This window comes from Pseudobacteroides cellulosolvens ATCC 35603 = DSM 2933 (assembly GCF_001262605.1).
Classification (GTDB): Bacteria; Bacillota; Clostridia; order Acetivibrionales; family DSM-2933; genus Pseudobacteroides; species Pseudobacteroides cellulosolvens.
Window position 1 is genome coordinate 880,884 of record NZ_LGTC01000001.1, and the last position, 21,695, is coordinate 902,578.

The window sequence follows — 21,695 nt, forward strand, 5'->3', positions numbered from 1 at the left end:
AATTCAAGGGGTGAAATTCCCCTTGCTGCCTGGAGTTAACATCGATAATACCACCTGTTAAGTGGGAGATGAGGCAAGTACTAATCCTCTACTATGCGTCTTGAACCTGCCAGTTGAAGATGTATAAAGTGTAGTGAAGCCGTAACCTAGGTTGCATAGGCGAGCAGTGCAGCGAAGCGGAACGGCCAGCCTGAAAAGCCTAAACTGCAAGGCATGGCATAATAATGGTGCGGGTATCCCAGAGGCATGGTTAATTAAAACTGAACATGTGTCGTAAAGCTTCGTCAGGCGGTGGCCGGTGAAAGTCGGAAGTTTGAAGGTCGAGCAATTCTCATGCCACGGTAGCATTGCTCGTTGCAGCCTGAAATGACTGCAAACTTAATTGTGAAACTGTAACTCAAACAATATAAAGCACCTTCCGGAGCACAGCAGGACCTAAACCTCTTAATTGATAAGGATAGATGGCAGCAGGATGAACAAGTACCTGCAAATGGACAAAAATAAGCTGATAGGACTGATACAAAAATCAATAAAGGACTATAGACCCAAACCTGTCAGGCGAACATACATAAAGAAGGAAAACGGCAAGTTAAGACCCTTGGGAATAACAACGGTCATTGACAAAATAATTCAAGAATGCATAAGAATAATAATTGAACAAATATGCGAAGCAACCAAGTTAATACAAGAGTGAAATCTAAAGCAATAGTTGTTTTTTGATCATGCATTAATGATAATTAGTAACATATAAGCAAATTGCCACAATTTTGCGGAGATTTACGTTTTTATTTTATATAAAATATTCTTAGGTTATCTGTAAAACAAATACATAGTTATGAAAGGAGCGATTTTGATGTCTTATAAGTATATAATTACTATAATTTTAGTATTTATATTATTGAGTGGATGCAGTTCCAAAGAGCCAGCTTCAGATATCCATGAAAGCGGCACTAACATAGCTGCAAATGAAGATACAGCATCAGCCCAGCCAAACAACGAATCAGATTATTCATCCTCGGGAGATTCAGTATCTAATATGACTCCTAGTCCTTCTTACTCAACCTCGACAGTGATGGCTAAAACATCTGATACACAAAAGACATCTAGTCCACCCAAATCAACAGATTCTCAGAAAACAACTCGGGCTCCAAAAGATTCTGCAAAACCTGGAGCTAAATTGTCCCAGAATTCCACATCAAATCAGTCGCAAAAACCTTCAGTATCAGGAGATCCAAAAGCCAATCGCCAGAATGCAGATGTTATGGGAGAAATAGAATCCGTATCTGCAGATACAATAAAAGTCAAGCTTATTGAAATGCCGCAATTTAATCGAAATAGGGACAATTTGCCAATATTAACACCAGTACCTGATGGAAATGGGCAAATTAAGGAGATGCCATCTGGCGGAAATGTGGGTGATAGACCTAAAAGACAGGAACAGACAGTAAAGTATACTGGGGAAACAAAGACTTTGAAGTTATCGTCACAAGTAGATATTTCTTCAATGCAAAGAGTTAATCAGGAGATGGCAGAAACAAAGCTCCTATTGAAGGATTTAAAAGCAGGTGACATTATTTCTGCATGGTATTCTGATAATTCAACAGATACGGTTTCAAAGATAAGTATTAGATCTAAAAGATAATAGAATATTTGGTAAAGCAGAAAAACGAATTGTATAATTACAGTTGGTTTTTTTTGTTAAATTTAAATTTATCATTACAATTTCCATTCTTTTATATAGAATTTAATTAATGCTGTAAAACATTGTTTGTGCAATGTTTCACTTAGAAATAATGATTATACCTAAAATACATATTCATTGGGGGACTGTGGCAACATAAAGACTTAAAAAGGGATTGGCATTAATTGTTATGATGCTTGTACATTTAGTAGTGTCAGCTGGGGGAAGTGTTACAGCAGATAAAATTACAACTGTTATTACATGGACAAATCCTTTTTTAGGACCAATGGGACCTACCTTATCATGAGGATATATTTTAAAAGTATCACTTACAGATGCAAATGGGAGTCCATTAAGTGACAAATCTATTACCTGGAGTATACAATCAGTAGGCGTTTCAAATCAAACAACAATGAAAGATATTAATGGGGTGTCACAGAATATTCTTTATATTGCACATCTTGATAAAAATGAAACCTATACCGCAAAAGTATATGTTTATTTTGCTGGTGATGAAAAATATGAAAGATCCACGTATACTATTAATATTAAGTGCTATGATTATGGACCAACTGGAGCACCAACCTTCTTTCCAGGGTCAACCACACCAACCCTAACTCCGGTAGTTACACCAAAACATTCATATATGGGAAGTAAACAAATAAAGGCTGCACAAATTGAAAAGATTAATTCAATGATAGTAGGAGTAGCAGAATACAAAAAAACATTCATATGAAGAAAAGCATTTAATTACATAGACTATATCAAGATCAAAATACCAAAATCGGGTGCAAGCACCGCCTACGCAGAAGGGGTCTGTAGGTTCGATTCTTCGACGACGCAAATGACAGGCATTATCGGTAAGAAGAGGCGAGCCGTGCCATCCGTGGGTATGACTTATTGGGATATAACCTCTGTGTAACAAGGAGGAATAAAGCCTTCGGGCAATTTATTGAAATTGTACCAAACTGTTTGTCAAATTGAAAGGGTGAATTTACCTTTGATACAAAGAGGTAACGTCGCTAATACCACCTGATAAGTGGGAGATGGGGTAAGTACTAATCCTCTACTATGCGTCTTAAACCTGCTAGTTTAAGGAGAATATGTAGTGAAGTCGTAGCCTGTATAACCTAAACCGAAAGGCATGGCTTAATATATGGAGCGGGTATCCAAGAGGCATGGTTAATTAAAACTGAACATGTGTCGTAAAGCTTCGGTAGGTGCAACGAAAGTCGAAAATTTGAAGGTGGGGCAATCCTTATGCCACGGTAGTTTCTTTTATTATGTGTTAAAGTTCGTTATCTATAGGTAAAATTATTAAATAGTGACTTTTAGCACCATGCCCATATAAATTTATATGTTACAATCACAAATAAAAAGTATATGTGTATTACAAAAACAAAGTTTATCATGATTTACAATAATTTTGCACTATTTTAAACTTATATAGTTATATAGGAGGGGTTTTATATGAGGAAGAGAATCATGGATTTAAAAGTATTATTGATTTTTGCAATTACACTATCAGTTGTTTATTCATTGGCACTTTTTTCATTTGCTTATACCCCGCCATCAACACAAGATTCGGTATCGATAGCTTCTGATGAATTTTTATTTATTAAAACCCATACGGATAAAGAAGGAGTAGGAGAAGTCGACGGCTTTCATATATTGATTTTCCAACCTCTGTGTGTATATCTGGCAACATATCTTACTACATGCCATGGTGACTTGAAAGGTTTTTTACTATGGACAACCCAATTCAAGTGGTATAAACTGTTAATGAGTGAATTGAAGTTGTCACCAGAGTAAAGTTCCTGAGAATCACCAAAAAGCTTGATCTGATTTTTCTTCCAGGCTTGCTGGAGATGCTCAAGGAACTTTCCTCTGAACTTCTTCGATAATGCTTTAACAGGAAGAAAGAATTTTTTACTGGAGCGGATGAAGTTAAGTCCATTGTTTGACAGGCCTCCACCGGGTGCGGTTCGCCGTGTTGCGGCATAAGTTCGACATAGCAACCCGAACGAAAAGCAAGCCAGTCTAAAAGACTGAACTGTTCTGATAAATTCAAGGGTGAAAGTCCCTTGCAGTGTAGAGTCACACTACACATTTAATATATATACAAAAAACATCATAAGAAATATAGAGTAAAGCTTGAAGAACTAACCAATAGGCCCCAAAGGCATAAAAGATACAAATCTAGGACATATGCAATAAGAGTTGGAGAAATGAACATAGGAATAACAAAAGCATTCATAACACATAGTCAATAGGTAAGACGCTCATATAATCAGAAAACATCGCCATATACAGAGGAAGGGAGAGATCTTTATTTGAAGCAGACAAATAAGAAACTTCCTTTAAACAGGCCACCATTATATGATGTCGTAGAACTGGAGCAATGTAAAGAAGATAAAGTAAACTTTGAATTTTACATGAATAGAGAATATGCGTATAATAGAGATTTATATAAAAGTAATCAAAATAATTCTAAATGAGGTGTAGTTGTGAAAAGTATAATAGAAATTAGAGAAGAGCACTTAAAAAATGTGCTGAATTATATGCAAGAGTATTCAACGCAGAACCATGGAATGATAAGTGGTCAACAGAAACAGCTTTTAGAAGATTGTTAGATATTTATAACTCACCTAGTTTTGTTGGCATCCTTTATTTCAAAGAAGAGGAGATTAAAGGTGCTATATTTGGCAATTGTGAACAATGGTATGAAGGGTTTCATTTTAATTTGAAAGAAATGTTTGTGTCAAACGAGCTACAAGGAATGGGAATGGGTAGAGAATTGCTTAAATCATTGGAAGAGAAATTAAGAGTAATGCAAGTGGGTACAATTATTCTTTTTACATCCAAAGGAAATTTGACAAGTGAGTTTTACATAAAAAATGGTTTTAAAGAACTAGGTTTTATGGCTATGATGGATAAAAATATTTAGGCCTATTAGTTTCTTTATAAATTTACTTCTGAGAACATGTTTTTTTGGGGGGGTGGCCATCCGTAGCCTCTTCTAGCTATGCAGGGCAGGGAACTCTACATATCAACACATGCCCGTAAAAGTGCGGATAGAAAGGTCATGAAGAATAGCTTCGCAGGTCATCCCATATAGAAGATTCGCACCACACCGTTTCGCCGACCGCACATCGGCACTCATGGGTATTTCTTTGGGGTCCGGCTCAAACGGCGTCGGCATAAAACATTTTACGCCATTCCCTTTACGAGTCGCTCAATGAAGTATTTTGAAAATGAACAAGAATTAAGAACGGAGTGATAAATTTTGAGGAAAATAGTTTTATTAATTGTTTTAAGTTTTCTTTTGTCTTTTACAGTTGGTTGTTTTGCTAATACTCAAAAAGACCATAAAACGTTGAAAAAAAAGGGAGTAGAATTATTTTTACTACAACTAAAGAATCAATATAATTCCGTATATGAGCATTGGGATGAACTGAAATTGAACACAGTAAAAATCATGGATAAGCCTTTGTTTGTGGAAAATGAAATAGAAATTATGACCGATGGAATCTTGAAAGTAAACAAGGAATTTTTTGTCGCAAAAGGAGAAGGAATTGACACAGGGCTTTTGAGTGAAGACAATACAAACAAAACTTTAAAATATGAAATTGATGGCAAGAGGTTCGAGGTGAATCAAAGTTCAAATAATTTTCTTTATAACTACTACATTCATGGTGTTTGTGTTGTTAGTGATGGAAATAGGATTATTTTTGTAAAACAGAATGATTTCAATAAAGCATATGCCGTAGGTGGAGTTTCTGGTGTAGAAAGGAAAACTAAGAAAGGTGCCATAGGAATTCCATATGTTTTGGTAGTTGATGGCAAACGAAATGAATTAGGTGTCATTAAGATTGGAGAAGGTGATTTTGCAGTTCCTGAAATCTTTGATTCATGGACTTATATGGGGTTTCCAGATAATTTGCCCAATCTTATACCTAATGCTTCAACATTAAGCAAAGAACAAACTGATTAATTTGTTATGGGAAAGTTTTGAAGTAGTGGAACGGCATATAACAAATTAGAGATTTATGATGTTCAGAATGGAAAGAAAAACCCCAAAGATTACAAACCTTTGAGTGGCAAGGTATTTCTTAATTATTCGAATAAGAACATCATGAATCTCTTGTTGTACTGAACCGCTACCAGTACTAAGGGAAATTAAAAATGTCTTTTACTTTAAAATTGCTATTTAGGGCGATAAATTTTATGCTAGAAGCCATAATATAACAACAAAATAGCTAAAAATAAGCATAGTTAAGAAGACCGTTCGAGGACGTCCAAGATAGGAGACGTTCAATAAATACCACGCAAAGACCGCACATCGTGTGCGGATCAATGAAGAAGTGTGTTGTAGATATAGGATTTTCTGTTTATTATGAATGTTTCATGGTATTAATATTATTCATATGAGGTGCTAATAATGAAATTTGCTAGAAAGATGCCATCTACCAATAATGAACTAAGCATCCAATTAAAGTCGGAAGGATGGAAAAAAATCAAAGAGCCTTCCAATTTGTTTACAACAATATTGTTTGCATTGCCATTTGCTTTTTTGACTGGTGGAATTGTTATTGCCATTACATATTTGCTCTCACCTTCATTATATAATTTTATTAACGATGAGCATGGTCTGAGATTAACTATTCGTATTGATGGTTTATTTATAATATTTATATTTGCAATACTGATTTTTATGCTGTTACACGAACTTATCCATGCTTTATTGATACCAAATGTATTTCAATCAAATAACACTTTCTGGGGAATTAATGGCGTTTTTGGATTTGTATTTACTACAGAAGCAATAAAAAAAGGTAGATTTTTAGTCATCTCAATAATGCCATATTTAATTCTATCAATATGTTTACCTATATTACTTGCAACTTTTGGTTTACTAAATAGTTTTATTATACTCTTGTGCTTGATAAATGGCATGGGGTCATGTGTAGATTTTATGAATATCTGTCTAATAGCATTTCAAGTACCAAACGGTTGTTATATTAAGAATAATGGGTTTGAAACTTATTATAAAGGATAACAACCTAACAGAAAGTACCAAATTTGCATATAAAGACATATAAACAAGTGGGGATCGGTATTTTAGGAGGTTTTAGTTTGAAGAATAGTTTAGTAGTAACAGCAGATTTAATAAATGACAAGGTAAAATTTTCAGGGGTATCACGGGATAATCATGAGATAATGATAGATTATGTATCACCTATAGGTGATGATAATGGATATACTCCACTTGAACTGTTTCTCTTAAGTTTAGCAACCTGCAGTGGAATGACTATAATTTTATTGCTTAGGAAGATGCATAAAGAGGTATTGGGGCTAAGAGTAATGGCTTCAGGCAATAGAAGGGATACTAATCCGACATATTTTGAAAGCATTTTTCTAACATTTGAAATTGAATCAAAGGATGTGCAGCTTGATGATATGGAAAAGGTCTTAAGGCTGTCGGAAGAATCTATATGCCCAGTTTGGAATATGGTAAGAAATAATGTTGAAATTACAAAACTGTTTTGAAAATTTTCCAGGAATTACTTGACATTCACTATTGGAATGATTAGCATAATATTATATTTAACAATTTTATTATTTAAAGTTAATACATCAATTAATTGTAAATAATTGAGTTAAATTTTATTAAAATTGCTATCAAATAAAATATAAATTCTGGGGAATAAATTATGTATAGAAAAATGGTTTGTATCCTGATTTTAAGCCTGGCTATAGTATCACAGATGGTAAATACTCTGAAATTGGTGTCAGAGTCTTCCGCTTCATCAGCAATACCAGCCTTCCATGCAACAATCCGAATTGATGGGGATGCTAATGAATGGAGTTCACTTCCTTCACAACAATTCCAAATTGCTGAAGGTACTGGCACCATTAAATCCCTTCATGCTATTCAGGATACATCAAGTCTGTTTTTATGTGCCAAAGTATCACAAGCACCGATAAGCAAAACCTATTTCTATATAGACAGTGACAATAATTCTGACACCGGATATCACCATTCTGAATGGTTACACTGTGGTGCCGATTATCTTTATATTGCAGAGGACAATGCTTTGTTTAAACATACCGGCAGTGGTTATGACGATACATTCAAATCAGTTGAACACCAAAACCCTATATGTATGTCCTCCATCGGTACCCATGCAGTAGAAGTTATGATAGATCTGTCGGTATTAGTAAAATCGGCAAACGGCAATATGAAAATATCTGCTGTATTTGATAGTGAAAACTTTGCTCCTTGCGAAGGAACTGAACAAGCTTTATCTACATACACAAGTCAAAACCAATTGCATCCACGCATTAATATACAACCTACACCAGTTCCTCTATATAATGTGCCATTTAGGATCGACACCGGGAGCAATTGGGACTATATCGACTCACAAGACAATTTATGGATGGCAGATCAAGGTAATACAGGTGGAGACGTCACAGACCGCGGTGCAATTGAAATCAGCTCCTCTGGCAATGACCGAATTTATCAAACCGAACGATATGGTATGAAGTCCTATAATTTTAATGTTACAAACGGATGGTATGAAGTCCATCTACATTTTGCCGAGACTTTTTCCTATATTGAAGAAAAAGGCAAACGTCTATTTGATGTGACTGTTGAGGATAAGACTTTATCAGGACTGGATGTTTTCAACGAAGCTGGTGGCAGAAATATAGCACTGATGAAAAAATTCTGTGTTAACGTCACAGATAATCAACTGAACATTATGTTTACTCCTCTTATAGAAAACGCCATGATTAATGGTATAGAAGTGCTGAACTACACTCCAACTCCATGTCCTACCCAAACACCCACGCAAACTGTAACTCAAACGCCTACACAAATCGCTACATCTACGCCAACCGTGATTCCAACAGCTACATCAACCGCTACATCTACGCCAACCATGATTCCAACAGCTACATCGACTGCTACATCTACACCAACAGCGATTCCAACACCTACATCGACCGCTACATCCACGCCAACCGTGATACGGACAAACACAACAACGTCTTCATCTTCTTCAATATGGACTGAAACACAATATTCAAAAACAACATCTACACCAACAACATCTACACCAACAACATCTACACCAACAACAACACCTATACCAACAACAACACTTATACCAACAACAATGCCAACTATAACTAAAATGACAGCTTTACCTACTGCAAAGCCAACACCTATACCTGCAATAATTTCAGAACCCATGCAATCAAAAAAACCATATACAGCTATTTCAGATATTGAAAACCACTGGGCAAAAGAACATATATTAAAGTTATTTAATAAAGGATATATTAGAGGATATGAAGATAAAACATTTAGACCTGATAATTATATTACTCGCAATGAAACCGCAGTTATAATTGCCAAGGCAGCAAAATTAGATTCTATTGAAGATTCAGAGATATACTTTAGGGATAGAGATACAATACCTGTATGGGTAAAGCCCTTCTTAAGCATCATTGTTGATGTCAAGTTTTTAAAAGGTTATGAAGATAATACTTTTAGAGGTGACAATAATCTTACAAGGGCCGAAGCCGCTACTATATTTACTAATATGATATGCACAAAAAAGAAAATACCGTTTCCTAAAGAATCCCAAAATAACATGTCTGCTAAATTAATCAAATTCAAAGATTTCAATGCTGCTCATTGGGCAAATCCATACTTAAATACATTAATTGAAAATGGAATGTTGACAGGTTACCCTGATGGAACTATTAGGCCTGAGAAAAAAGTTACACGTGCTGAATTTTCTACTATGTGTTCCTTACTTATCAATCTATTGGAATACAAAGAATAGTTTTATGCATATGTAATTAAGGATAAATGCAAAGGTTACGTATATAAAAGGTATCTTCCATTACTTCATCATCTTTAGCTCCAAAAGTAGTAGTAACATACAACTGTATTGTAATTAGATCATGTATGTTTATATTTTTAATCTCTTTCCAACTATTGTAAATAGCTATGTTGTCGGCAACTCTGTTACTATAAATTATTTTTAAATCTTCTGTATTTTCTTCTGACTGACGTTTATATGAAAAACCCAGTTTTTTATATCCAGGTGAGTCTTTAAAAATATCTGGCTTGGTTTTAATTTTAACATAACCATCCCCCTTAATAATAAAATGAATTTTGATAGCATCAAGGTCTTCATCATATGTCATATTAACCGTTGCATTTTTTGTTTTACTCTCCCAATTCTCTACTTTAAGCATTTTTATTGGTTCTAGCGAAGGAATTGGTAAGATTACCGGCGAAACAGCTACAGTTGGATTTTGTGTAAAGGTAATCACAGCATTTGGTATAGGCGTTGGAGATATTGATGGAAAAGGAGTTACAGTTGAACTTGCAGTAACCATAGGTGCTATTAAAGGTGTAATAGATTTAATGGAATTAGGTTTTGGAGAATTGGTAGTTTCGATTTTTATATCTGGCTGTGTGGTACTACGTGTGGTACTAATAGAAGCTTTATCTTTCAAAAAATAAACTGAAGCAAATATTATTAAAGTTGTAGCTAATAATTTAATACCATTTTTATTTATAAAATTCAAAACTACGTTAATGTCTTTTTGTTCAGCTTTATATTGCTTTTGTGAAGTATCATCTCCGGAATTCTCTTCTGAATCGACACCTCCTCTGTTTTCCGAAATACCAAACAATGTAAGTATATCCGCTAGTGCCTTAACAGGTATAAGTTTTGGAAGATTTTCTATACTTCGGATTTCCTCATCTTCATTTATTAAATCCTCAACTTCGTCACGATCTTTTGAAGGGTATAACAATAATTCTATGTTGGAATTTACAGCAGCAAGTATTTTTTCCTTCAGACTGCTTACTGATCCTATTTCCAAACGATCGTTTATAGCACCGGTAGCCGCAATATTAAGAGGTATCTCCTCACCAGCTTTTAGTATGCCTTTATTTACTAAGTACAAAATAAAGGCTAAAGAAAAAGAAAGTTCTGCACTTTTTCCAACTATAGTACCGCCGGAAAAGCCAAAAATGCATATAGGAATAGGTGATAAAAGAATAGGGTTATTTGGAAATCTTGTTAATAGAAAATTATATGTATTTGTAATACTACACTGGACTGATTCTTTTAAATTATTCCCGCTAATTGTAGAACGGAACAATAATCCACTTTCACCCTCTTTACAGGGAATGGTAGAAATAATTACTTTTTCTGCTGTCTTATCAGAAAACAAAGCCCATACGTTCATTGTCAACACCTTTACAGTATTTAAAATTTAAAAAGTTTAATCAGTTTTCATCTTTTTAAATAAATAATAGAAGTAATCTTGAAGTATTTAACATGTTTCTTTTGGTTATACTTTACAAATTATCATTACGAATAATCAATTGACTTAAATCTACGTTACTGGATAAAATCAAGCAGGCTAATCCGTCTTTGTCAATCTCTACTTTTTCTCGAAATTTTCCTGTATAAACAATTAAATTACCTTGGATCGATGGATCAAGTACTTTTATTTCCATTAAAGACAATTCCTTGTTTTCCTCAATAGGACGCAAGGTGATATGATATTTCTTATTTGCAGTTTTAAATTCTTTTATAGATTTATTTCCATCATCAGCACATTTATAATCCATAACATAATCACTGCTTGTTTTCCAAGCAAGGCCTAAAATAGGATTTGCTTTGATAATTTGATGTCTTTCTATAACTGAAGATACTCTTCTTGCTTTATCAATACATTTTTCACAATTACAAAGATGTTCTTCAATTTTACCTCGATGTACTAGATCGAGCTTTTGTAAATAATAATCTTCCAAAATATTTTGATCTATGCATTCAAAGGTATCGCAATTCATACCTATATCCTACTTTCTATGCTTTTAATTTTGAATCAAAAACATTGATTATCCTGTTTTTAGCCCGCTCGTTCCACTTATCAATCAATTTAACTCTATTTAATTTAATCTTTTCCAAGTATATTTTTTGAGAGTCTTTTATTAAAGCAAAAAATTTCTTCAAGTTAATTGAAGGAAAATAATCATTTAATTTATGATTGAATAAATTATTTTCATATAAAAATTCTTCAAACGGCATAAAATTTATTAGGGTGACTGGGTATGGAATTTCGCTATTTTTCGAATATTCTGTAATAAACCCTGACAATAACTCATCAAGCCGTTTTTTCCTAAGTTTGCTCAGAATTTTTTTTGTAACCCAACCATCCAAAAAATTTTTATAGCAAAAAATTAATTTTTCATGAGGACGACATTTTATTACAACTACGACCATTAATTCTCTTCTTATAATATCATCATAAACGGAAAATACGTCACATAGTACTCTTTTGTATTCATTTCCGTCAAATTTAATTGAATTTAAATAAGGCTCGTATACTTTTTTATAGGCAAATTCACTACTCATAAGCCTTTTAAATAAATACACATATTTTTTACGCAAGCACTTATAATATTCCAATTCATCCGGCTGGGGTATTTTACTTTTGAATTCTTTTTTGTATTTTTTTGCCTTGTCGTAATAGTATTTATACAAGGCAAAATCGCATTGGAAATATAGCCATTCAAGTTCATCTGTATTTTTGGGAATATTCAAGTCAATCTTTTTAAAGATCTCAAGAACTTCATCCCTGTCCTCATCATTTAATGTATTAGCTCTGATATAACCTAAAATTCTTTTTTCATATTCTTTAAAACTGATTATTAAGCTTATGTTAACAACCCCTTAAAAATAAAATATTTTTTATATTAATTAGCTAATTAGTTATAGTTTGGTAATTTCACTTTTCTTAATTATTATATATCGTCATACTTAATAAAACAATGATATCTTACTTTAAAATTCAAAATTTATAATTTAATTCCTAATTTTTGTCGGAAAATGAAAATCATATGATATATTTTTTGAAGATTAGAACAGTAACTTAAGCAATCAACGTTGAAGGGAGTTGTGAGCATGTCGATAATAAAAAAATTAGAAGAAAACTATTATTCAAAAGCAATTGAAGAAAAGGCAAGGGACTATTTTGAAAACAAAACAGATGTCAATCTTGAGGAGGTAATTAATTCAATCAAGCCTATCATCAAACACTTTGCCTTTAAGTATAGGAGAAATGAACTTGTAAGCGATTTGATACAAGAAGGTTATATAGGGTTTTTAAAAGCGTTAAAAGCCTATTCATATGTTGAGGGAGCAAAATTCACAACCTTTGCATGCCACTACATTCACGGAGAAATAAGGCATTTTTTAAGAAAAGAAAATTCATATTATAAGCCTGGCGATTCACTCAACCTCGACAGCAAGATAAAGAGCTTTATTGAGAATAAAAGGACTCCTACAGTCACTGAAATATCAAAGGAATTCAATATTACATATAATTATGTAGTAAGAATATTGAACACAGGTCTTATATCTCTAGATGATCTGGAAACAACATCTCATCATATTCCATATAATGATGAAAATGGTATAATTGAAAACAGGTTGCTTTTAAAACAATTAATTAACAATCTTGAACCAACGTTTAAACAAGTGCTAATTATGACATATTATAAGGATTTTTCACAGGTAAAGGTTGGGAAAGAGTTAGGAATGAATCAAAGAAAAGTGTCACGTATATTACACAAGTGTTTAGTAACACTTAGAAACGAGATGTGTATAAGTTGAATATAAATAACAACTAATAACTTAGGGGTTTATTGTTAAAAGACTTTAAACCCCTTTATAAATTAAGAATAGGTAATTTGGCAGTTAATTACAGTCTGTTACAGTGCATATAAAGTTTTTATTCTCACTTAGTATGAAGAAATTTGAGGATTTATCATTATCTAATATATTATAAAGTATTGGTTTTCCAAGTTCATCTGAAGCTTTAAGAAGGTCATCAAAAGAATGTACTCGTATACTATTATCCAAGGTTAAATATCTCTCGTCACAGATATTGACAATACGCATATTATATTTTCTTAGAATATATTGTACTTTTTTATTCTGCTCACTAGTCTCCTTGCCTCTGACATATAAAAAAAGTATAAATAGGCCTAGAACACATATACCCACTATAATTGAAAAGAATATGACCTGATTGCTTTTTATTATAACAACGGGTTTTATGTTTTCTATTATACAATTTTCTTTTATCTCTTTGTCACCTGTAATAACAAAATAATCCTCTGAAAGTGGTATTATTAAATTGGGTGCTATAGAATTCCGGTAAATTCCATTAACACTGTCATGAGCTTCAACAGAAATATTAAAATTTATTATTAAATTAGCTTTGGAGTTTATTTTATATTCTTCCAAAACATTTTTCACAAAAGAATTATACTTTTCCAGTTCCAAGATTAGTTTCCTATTTATAGATATATTCCCCTTGGACTTTTCTCTTACTTTGGGTTCCAGCAAGTAACTTTTTGACCAAAGCCTTTCTTTCTCACCATTTTGCTCGTAAGCTTCAATAGTCGCACTTATACTGTAATCGACAGCAACATCTCCTCCTGTATTTCCTGTAAAATTGTAATCGAAGTTCATATTTATATTTTCAATCATTCCAGTAATATATTTTTCCCCTGAATTGGGAATTTCGCTGTTGTAAATGGGATTTGGCTTTAAGTTCACGTCATAACTGATAATGCCTTTATGATTTCCCACATCTTTTTTTTCAGTAATTTCAACCGTTTTTCTTTGTAGAAGTGAATAAACCAGCAAAGTTGAAGAAAAAATCGAAAAGCCCAGGAATATTATTATTAATCTTAATTTAATAGGTTTACTTAATTCCATAGCCATTTTTTAATACCCCCTTTTATATTCATTCAATATTAGTATTCAAATTTACCAGATTTTTCGCCATGGCTTTTAAGAAGCATGGAAATCCATCCTAATTTAGGTATAACAAACAAAACCTTACCCTTAATTTGTTCAGGATAAACCAAGTCTATATCAGGAATGGAATTGTTGTCACCCTTTGTTCTATATACTGTTTTATCAGATTTTATAATCTCTGTGACACGATGGGTAACAGTCACCTTATCTTTGCATGTAAAATGTATAATGTCACCTTTACAAATATCTTTAATTTTAATTTTTTGATAGATTACCATATCACCTGGATAACATATGGGAATCATGCTGCCGGTAGCTATTATTGAAGGATAAACAGGGAAAATGCCTACTGTAAACCAAACAATGATTACTGAAAGTACACATGCAACAGTCCAACTGAAAGGGTTTTTGCTCTTTACCATTCTGTTTTCCTTTATTCTTATGTGCTTTAAATATAAATGCTGAATCAAAATAATTGCTAAAAACGGTACAAAAACTCCGAGCAGTGATTTTGTTATGAAGCTTAAGTTTGGAAGTATAGGGCAATACCAGTGAAAGGCCTTTTGTATTCCTATAAATCCTAAAGACGCTTTAAATCCTGCAAGGTATGAAAGGTAAGAAGCCAATACATTCTCACAAAAAATTGGCAATAATGTAGAACCAATAAAGTTAACAGCTTTTAGATTAGTGTCTATAGTTGATACTTGACTTATTTGAATTTCCATCAATGTCATAACCAGTGATGTAATGAAAATAGGTATATAAAAATTTTTTCTATGATAAAAATGTCCCATAATATTTTGCCTTATCAATTCCTTACAAAGAAGGCTAGTCAATAGTATCCATGTATTTCCTGCTAAACCTATGATAGTAAATGAGTAAGGACTTTTTCCAAATCCATCAATAAATCCCCCCATTACCTGGAGCATTATATAGAAGAAGGAAATAACAACTCCAAATAAAATTATATCCGTTTTTATTCTTAGCTTACCCATTGGCCTTTTTGTAGTGAATGTAAATAAGACTACTGCTGCACAAGTAAACCAAAGTAAAGGTTTCCCAAAGTATAAGTATACAGGACTACTCCTTACACTTGATAATTGAAAGTTATCAATAAAGTAGATAAATATAAGCAGCAATATAATTGTTATAAGTTCAAAGTTTTTTCTGCTCCAATGCATAATATCTTCCTCCCTGATTTATTTAACCAGGATATATGTAGATTTAGACATCTGAAAATAAACAACATGGTCAATACAAAGGTTGACCATGTCGTTAAAAGAAAATATGATTAGTGCGGCAATATTTATAACTTTGTGTTTGTTATGGCACTGCCTGAACCCAATCAAATGTAAGCTTGAATTTTAGTGTTTTACCTTCAGTTGTTGTATTTGGGGCTTTATCGCTCATTCTGATATGAATGCATTTTCCATGATCAAATTGAAGCCAACCTTTTGGATCAAGCTTTATACTCATAAAATCTTTGTTGGCTTTTAAGTCGTTGGCTATACCACTTAGGGGTTTCCAGTCACAGCCTGATATATCTTTGACATTACTATTTGGAGAACCGTCCTGTGACCAGGCGTAATATCCATGGTATTCCATATATGGCAAAATATTATCAGGATCATTGGTAGTAACCATTGTAACATTGCTTATTTTTGCAGGTATTGTTCCGACATTCAATGCTTTAGGATCGAAATGGAACTCTCCTCCAGGATAAATGTTGTTTACTGTAAGAATAAGAGTGTGCAGGTCTGAAGGATCCTGTTCTATTGATGCTTTGACAAAAGGATCTGCTGGACAGGATGCCTTATCTGGTTTTTCCCATACAACATCAAAGTTACCTGTTGTTATTGTGGAGTTAATTTGTATATTCTGACTCCATGCCGCATAACCTATTCCTGTCAACATAACTGAAATTACAAGCAAGACTGCAATAAAATTGAATTTTCTCATATTAAAACTCCCCTTTCAAATAAATTAATGATTTATTGGTAACATTCTTATAAAACTACAGAGATTCCAGGGTATTATTTCAACTTTCCAATTCATTTTTTTGAGACCATTTATGCAATATTTCCAAGATGTTTAGAAGTCAGTTTCTATAGGAAAATTGATATGTCGATCTCTGCCAAGTAGAAATACAAAAGTAAAATCACCTCCTTTTTGTTCACCCAATTAGGTTTAACCAGAAAAAAATGAATTTAGACACAAAAAAGAAAAAAATTAGTATTTTCAAAAAATATAGACGTCTATATGGCTTTCATAAACTCTAAGACCTGCAAAGTAATCTCTGCTGAGAACATCCTTTTTGTCGTCTCAAAGCATGTTGAGAGTATATTGATAAAATGATAAAATTGTAGTTGTAAATGGAGATTATTCTTATGAATAAAAATAGTTGGAAGGATTAAAAGGAAGATGAAAAATACAATTAATATATTAGGAACAGATTTATATTATGAAGTTTATGGAGAAGGCATACCATTCATAATAATTCATGGATGGGGAGTCAATCATCATATCATGTCTGGCTGCTTGGAACCTATTTTCGAGGAAGATAAGTATGGTGTTAAGAGAATCTATATTGATTTGCCGGGAATGGGCCAATCAAAAGCAAGCAGTAGAATTAAAAAATCTGATGACATTTTGGATGTAATACTAGAATTTATTGATGAAATAATACCAAATCAAAAATTTATATTAGCTGGAGAATCATACGGAGGATATCTAAGCAGAGCTTTAATACAAAAAAGAAGTAATCAAATACTTGGATTATTATTGCTATGCCCTCTTATATACCCAGGGTATAGACAAGGGGATGTTCCACCACTCACAGTTATAGAAAAAGACAGCGAATTCCTTGAAAGATTAAGTGAAAATGAAAGAGCTAGCTTTGAAAGTATGTCTATAGTACAAAACAGAAAGGTTTGGGGAAAATATAAAAGAGATATCTTAGATGTCATGAATAATGATAGTTACTTCTTAAATGAAGTATTAGATGGAGCTTTTTCATATGATATTGATAGTCTAGAAAAGCCTTTTGGTAAGCCGAGTTTAATATTAGTAGGCAGACAAGATACAGAAGTTGGTTATAAGGATCAATTTAAGTTGTTAGATAATTATCCAAGAGCATCATTTGTTGTACTGGATAAGGCTGGACATAATTTACAAATTGAGCAGGAAGTATTATTTAACTGTCTTATTAGTGAATGGGTAGATAGAATGATTGCAGAATTATAATCTCTCCAAAGGCTAATTTTTCATACGACTATGAGATATAATTTATAGACTTAAAAAACTAAAGGAGTAATTTAATATGGGAATTTGCAGTAGATGATTTAGTGGTAAAGAAAAAAGGTAATTGGATTAAAAGATTGTTTGGTAAGTAATGATTTTTTCTGTTGTATGGACAAGTAAATAGATGATGAAAAAGGGTACTGGATTGGTACTAAAATGTTTGTATAATCTGTTATTTACATTAACATAAGTACTGCAATACACTGGGACCTGACCCGCAATTTTTCTTAATTTATATCTCCTGGATTTACTCCCAAAGTCTGTATTTCCACTTGTGCATCCTTAAAACTTATGCGGAGGTTAAAATTAGCCTTTAGAAAATGGAAGAACGAGACGATATACTAATGTATATTTTTTTTACAACAAACTATGAACAATTTTAATAAAAATAAATAAAGTAATGTTGGGAGAGGTTTGTAATGCTTAGTAAATTTAATATTTCATTAAGAATGAAACTTTCCGGTAGCTTTATTATCCTTATATTAGTATCGTCTATAGCTATAGGTTTTTGTGCCATTAATAATGCTAAATCTACAATTGTGGAAGCGGTAGGAAAAACGGCTCTGAATATATGTAATTCTATGGTGATTTCAATTGATATAGAAAAGATTAATGAGCTTAAGACCAAAGAAGATATGGAGAGCAGTTATTACAAGGAGCTTCACGATAAGCTTCTTACAATGAAAGATTCTGTAGGGTTGAAATATCTTTATACACTTAGGAAGAATGAAAACGGTAAGTACATATATGTTGTTGATGGTACCCCTTATGACAGCGAAAATTTTTCGCAGTTAGGTGATGAGGAAGATGAAATTGATTCTGCTTTGAGGGCCAGCTTTGAAGGAACTGCGGGGTACTTATTACAGTATTCGGAGGAATGGGGTAATCTAATTTCTGCATATGTACCTATAAAAGACAAGAACGGTAAAATATCTACGATATTGGCAGCTGATTTTGAGGCTAAATCTGTGTATGAAGCTATAAATATGGTAAAAACCCGTATTATGATAGTAGCTCTTTTAGTAGTGTTGATTGGAATACTTTTTAGTAGTATTTTATCACACTTTTTAGTTCGTTCTATAAAGATGTTGGAACGTAAGGCAAAACTTGCCAAAGAGGGTGACTTAACCGTAGAAATTGAGTGTAAAAACAATGATGAAGTTGGTCGCCTGACTCAAACATTTAATGATGTAATAGCAAGTATGGGTGCTATTACAAAGAATATAAGATATAACACTAAAAAAATTTTAACACATACTGATGAGTTAAGCAGCAGTGCCAGTGATACAAGCAAAGCTACTGAAGAAATAACAAAAGCAGTAAATAATATAGCAGAGGGTACTTTAAAACAAGTTAAGAGTGTTGAAGAAGTTTCTAAATCTATTGATGAAACCTTTAGCCAGATTGAAAAGGTTATAATTCAGGCAGATTTATTATCCAACTCCTCAAACAGTGCAATGAATGATATACAGCAGGTATCAGGCATATTCAAAGATGCAATGCAAATGGTAAGTCTTGTAAATAACACTGTTAAGAATACCGCTGAAATTGTACAAAAGTTAGGAGAAAGATCAAAGGAAATAGAGTCTTTTAGTGAAGCTATTTCACATATCGCTAAGCAGACCAATCTCTTGGCATTAAATGCAGCTATTGAAGCAGCGAGGGCTGGTGAAAACGGAAGGGGCTTTGCTGTTGTGTCGGATGAGGTTAAAATATTAGCTGAACAATCAAACCAGGCAAGTATGCAAATAAACCATATTATAAATATGATGCAGGAAGAAATTGACGGTGCGGTCACATATATTCAAAAGGGTGTAGTTCAGGCACAGGAGGGAGTAAATTCTGTTTCGAAGGTTGAATTGGTCCTTGGTAATATGGAGGAATCAAGCAGACATGCTTATTCAGGGATTGAGGGTGTTATTAAGGCTATTCAGGTAATAGAAAAATCAAGCAAGATTGTATATGACAGAATTAATTATCTTGCAGATATTTCAAAGGGCTTCAGCTTGAACAGTCAGCAGGTAGCTGCTTCAACACAGGAACAGCTGGCAGTAATGCTGGATATGGAGTCTCATATCGATGGATTAAAGCTCATGGCATTTCATCTGGAAAAGGAGGTTGACAAATTTAAGGTCAACTAGGTACTTGAAAATGACCTTTGAGACATGATTTCACCATGCATTGGCCAAAAAGGGTACCGGATTAGTATTAAATCCGGCACCTCTAATACATGTAATAAATATACTAGTTTACGGTGATAAGTATGTCACTTCTTTCTTCTTCTACTCCATTTTCATCATTTATAATTAAGGTATCTGTTACATTTCCCTGATCATCAATTGCCTTTAATGTGCATACAGTTTTAGAATATGGATTAACTGTGGTTGAACCATTTAGGAGACATTCTATTTTATTTGTTCCATCATTTAAAGTTACCCTTTTAAGGCTATGGTTGGTAATCCAGGTGAGTGTAATAGCCTCCTCGGGATTTACGACTGACTTATCAGCCTTAAAGGATGAGAATGTAGCTGCCATAGCAAATACTAACATGAGCATAACGGAAAAAACAATCCTTATGGAATTAATAAATTCTTCTTTGACATTTTGAAAGATTAAACAAATTACGGCGTAAAGAAAAAAACCTCTTTCCAAATGAGATAGGATAGCAAAATTTTGGATTACTATCTTCCAGCAAAAAATTTTCAACATAAGAAATACCAACTTCTACAAAGGAATTTAAGTCTATTTGTGTTGTCGAGGATAATGCCTTATTAAAATTACTTTTCATAGTTAATATAAGCTGCTCTGCTTTTATCAGTAATTCATCAAATATCTCTTTTTTGTTTGTGAAATGATAATATATTGAGCTTTATTTTATGCCAATTGCTTTACTGATATCTCGTATTGAAACTGAATTGTATCCCCTGATAGAAAACATATCAAGAGCAACAGTAAGAATTTTTTTCTTTTGTAGTTGCCTCTAATTTATTCATAATACTTCTCCCAACCTAACAAATGTTAGATGAATTTTACCTAACGCCTGTTAGGTTGTCAAGAACAAAATGTTCTCTGGATACGGTAAAAGTCTAAATTTAACTTCAAAAAAACCTTGAAGCAAATTTATATTTTTATGTATATTACTCTTAAATTATAGAATATTCCATGATATCATCCTTGCCTTTTATAATTGTCCTACACCTGTTCCAACAGGCTATGTTTCCACAGTTCCTATCACTATCCTGGGAACAACATTAGGCGGTGGCAATTCATTTGCCCAGGCAATAAATAATAAGGTGGAAATTGTTGGATTTGCTGAAGATTTGTTTTTAGAAAAGCCTACAGTTCTCTGTCAGAATGGTATTATGACTGATCTGGGAACCCTGGGTGGTAAGTATTCCGATGCTACCGGAATTAATGACAAAGGCCAAATTGTAGGATGTGCTACTACTTCAGATGGAAACTCTCATGCATTTCTTTGGCAGAATGGTGTTATGAATGACATTGGAAACTTAGGTCCCGATGCTTCACGTATTAAAGCAATAAATAACAATGGTCAAATTGTAAGGTGTTTTCGCTTTCCAAATGAAGAAGTAAATCATGCGTGTTTATGTGATTTATCTAAAATTTTAGAAAATCCCGCACCAGAAGATATTAATGGGGATATGGTGGTTAACGTGAAGGATGTCATTTTGGCGGCTACTCATTTTAACACTATATCTTCTGGCAATAATTATGATATTAAATGCGATTTAAATGATGACGGGTACATCAACATGATTGATATTATGATGATTGTAGAGAAATTCAATCATACATACTAAAATTCGTATAAATTAAAACTA

Annotated in this window: 20 protein-coding genes and 2 pseudogenes; 13 read left to right on the top strand and 9 right to left on the bottom strand. The window is 33.0% G+C overall.

What is annotated here, in order from left to right; genetic code table 11:
- Positions 1-472: 472 nt before the first annotated feature.
- The 3 genes from Bccel_RS03735 (at position 473) to Bccel_RS03745 (ending at position 2,417) form a co-directional block, all read left to right on the top strand.
- Positions 473-694 (top strand): hypothetical protein, encoded by a 222-nt coding sequence (locus tag Bccel_RS03735; RefSeq protein WP_036941114.1) that lies wholly within the window; start codon positions 473-475, stop codon positions 692-694.
- Between the two features lie 159 nt (positions 695-853).
- On the top strand, positions 854-1,642 hold the full coding sequence (locus Bccel_RS03740) for a hypothetical protein (RefSeq protein ID WP_036941111.1): 789 nt from the start codon (positions 854-856) through the stop codon (positions 1,640-1,642).
- A gap of 469 nt (positions 1,643-2,111) precedes the next feature.
- Positions 2,112-2,417, top strand: a complete 306-nt coding sequence (locus Bccel_RS03745) for a hypothetical protein (protein ID WP_160317685.1) — start codon at positions 2,112-2,114, stop codon at positions 2,415-2,417.
- Positions 2,418-3,366: 949 nt separating this feature from the next.
- Here Bccel_RS03745 and Bccel_RS32475 read toward each other — a convergent pair.
- Positions 3,367-3,657: pseudogene (locus tag Bccel_RS32475) on the bottom strand (transposase); the annotation flags it as partial.
- Positions 3,658-4,188: 531 nt separating this feature from the next.
- Between Bccel_RS32475 and Bccel_RS31990 the strand changes: the two are divergent.
- The 6 genes and pseudogenes from Bccel_RS31990 (at position 4,189) to Bccel_RS03775 (ending at position 9,540) form a co-directional block, all read left to right on the top strand.
- Entirely contained in the window at positions 4,189-4,314 is a 126-nt protein-coding gene (locus Bccel_RS31990; RefSeq protein ID WP_276326216.1) for a hypothetical protein, read from the top strand.
- Positions 4,299-4,628 (top strand): annotated as a pseudogene (locus Bccel_RS03755) (GNAT family N-acetyltransferase); the annotation flags it as partial. The gene Bccel_RS31990 and the pseudogene Bccel_RS03755, both read left to right, overlap by 16 nt.
- A 513-nt stretch (positions 4,629-5,141) precedes the next feature.
- Positions 5,142-5,675 (top strand): hypothetical protein, encoded by a 534-nt coding sequence (locus tag Bccel_RS03760; protein ID WP_152965914.1) that lies wholly within the window; start codon positions 5,142-5,144, stop codon positions 5,673-5,675.
- Positions 5,676-6,122: 447 nt separating this feature from the next.
- Positions 6,123-6,740, top strand: a complete 618-nt coding sequence (locus Bccel_RS03765; RefSeq protein ID WP_036941097.1) for a DUF3267 domain-containing protein — start codon at positions 6,123-6,125, stop codon at positions 6,738-6,740.
- Positions 6,741-6,817: 77 nt separating this feature from the next.
- Positions 6,818-7,231: an OsmC family protein gene (locus tag Bccel_RS03770; protein WP_036941095.1), complete on the top strand. Its 414-nt coding sequence runs from the start codon at positions 6,818-6,820 to the stop codon at positions 7,229-7,231.
- A 164-nt stretch (positions 7,232-7,395) separates the two neighbouring features.
- Complete coding sequence (locus Bccel_RS03775) at positions 7,396-9,540, top strand: S-layer homology domain-containing protein (protein ID WP_036941093.1); 2,145 nt, start codon at positions 7,396-7,398, stop codon at positions 9,538-9,540.
- A gap of 16 nt (positions 9,541-9,556) precedes the next feature.
- Here Bccel_RS03775 and Bccel_RS03780 read toward each other — a convergent pair whose 3' ends face one another.
- The 3 genes from Bccel_RS03780 to Bccel_RS03790 form a co-directional block, all read right to left on the bottom strand.
- A complete protein-coding gene (locus Bccel_RS03780; protein WP_036941090.1) occupies positions 9,557-10,963 on the bottom strand; it encodes a S16 family serine protease in 1,407 nt (468 codons plus the stop codon).
- Positions 10,964-11,075: 112 nt separating this feature from the next.
- Entirely contained in the window at positions 11,076-11,573 is a 498-nt protein-coding gene (locus tag Bccel_RS03785; RefSeq protein ID WP_036941078.1) for a hypothetical protein, read from the bottom strand.
- Positions 11,574-11,589: 16 nt separating this feature from the next.
- The gene (locus Bccel_RS03790) at positions 11,590-12,327 is read right to left on the bottom strand and encodes a hypothetical protein (protein ID WP_036941059.1); all 738 of its coding nucleotides are present in this window, start codon (positions 12,325-12,327) and stop codon (positions 11,590-11,592) included.
- Between the two features lie 360 nt (positions 12,328-12,687).
- Here Bccel_RS03790 and Bccel_RS03795 point away from each other — a divergent pair, with 360 nt between their 5' ends.
- On the top strand, positions 12,688-13,398 hold the full coding sequence (locus Bccel_RS03795; protein ID WP_036941039.1) for a sigma-70 family RNA polymerase sigma factor: 711 nt from the start codon (positions 12,688-12,690) through the stop codon (positions 13,396-13,398).
- A gap of 84 nt (positions 13,399-13,482) precedes the next feature.
- Here Bccel_RS03795 and Bccel_RS03800 read toward each other — a convergent pair whose 3' ends face one another.
- The 3 genes from Bccel_RS03800 to Bccel_RS03810 all read right to left on the bottom strand — a co-directional run bounded on the left by Bccel_RS03800 (position 13,483) and on the right by Bccel_RS03810 (position 16,512).
- On the bottom strand, positions 13,483-14,517 hold the full coding sequence (locus tag Bccel_RS03800; RefSeq protein WP_036941036.1) for a DUF5305 family protein: 1,035 nt from the start codon (positions 14,515-14,517) through the stop codon (positions 13,483-13,485).
- A 32-nt stretch (positions 14,518-14,549) separates the two neighbouring features.
- Positions 14,550-15,734: a signal peptidase I gene (locus Bccel_RS03805; RefSeq protein ID WP_036941033.1), complete on the bottom strand. Its 1,185-nt coding sequence runs from the start codon at positions 15,732-15,734 to the stop codon at positions 14,550-14,552.
- Between the two features lie 142 nt (positions 15,735-15,876).
- Complete coding sequence (locus tag Bccel_RS03810; protein ID WP_036941030.1) at positions 15,877-16,512, bottom strand: hypothetical protein; 636 nt, start codon at positions 16,510-16,512, stop codon at positions 15,877-15,879.
- A 462-nt stretch (positions 16,513-16,974) separates the two neighbouring features.
- On the opposite strand from Bccel_RS03810, the gene Bccel_RS03815 reads away from it, so the two are divergent.
- Together Bccel_RS03815 and Bccel_RS03820 are read left to right on the top strand one after the other, a co-directional pair.
- A complete protein-coding gene (locus tag Bccel_RS03815) occupies positions 16,975-17,796 on the top strand; it encodes an alpha/beta fold hydrolase (RefSeq protein ID WP_036941027.1) in 822 nt (273 codons plus the stop codon).
- A gap of 476 nt (positions 17,797-18,272) precedes the next feature.
- Complete coding sequence (locus Bccel_RS03820; protein WP_036941023.1) at positions 18,273-19,994, top strand: methyl-accepting chemotaxis protein; 1,722 nt, start codon at positions 18,273-18,275, stop codon at positions 19,992-19,994.
- Between the two features lie 103 nt (positions 19,995-20,097).
- Here the strand turns inward: Bccel_RS03820 and Bccel_RS03825 are convergent, their stop codons facing one another.
- Positions 20,098-20,409 carry a hypothetical protein gene (locus Bccel_RS03825; protein ID WP_152965915.1) on the bottom strand — a complete coding sequence of 104 codons (312 nt, stop codon included), beginning with the start codon at positions 20,407-20,409 and terminating at the stop codon, positions 20,098-20,100.
- 313 nt (positions 20,410-20,722) lie between these two features.
- Positions 20,723-20,812: a TetR family transcriptional regulator gene (locus Bccel_RS32480; RefSeq protein WP_152966130.1), complete on the bottom strand. Its 90-nt coding sequence runs from the start codon at positions 20,810-20,812 to the stop codon at positions 20,723-20,725.
- Between the two features lie 322 nt (positions 20,813-21,134).
- On the opposite strand from Bccel_RS32480, the gene Bccel_RS03830 reads away from it, so the two are divergent.
- The gene (locus Bccel_RS03830; RefSeq protein WP_276326147.1) at positions 21,135-21,674 is read left to right on the top strand and encodes a dockerin type I domain-containing protein; all 540 of its coding nucleotides are present in this window, start codon (positions 21,135-21,137) and stop codon (positions 21,672-21,674) included.
- Positions 21,675-21,695 lie beyond the last annotated feature (21 nt).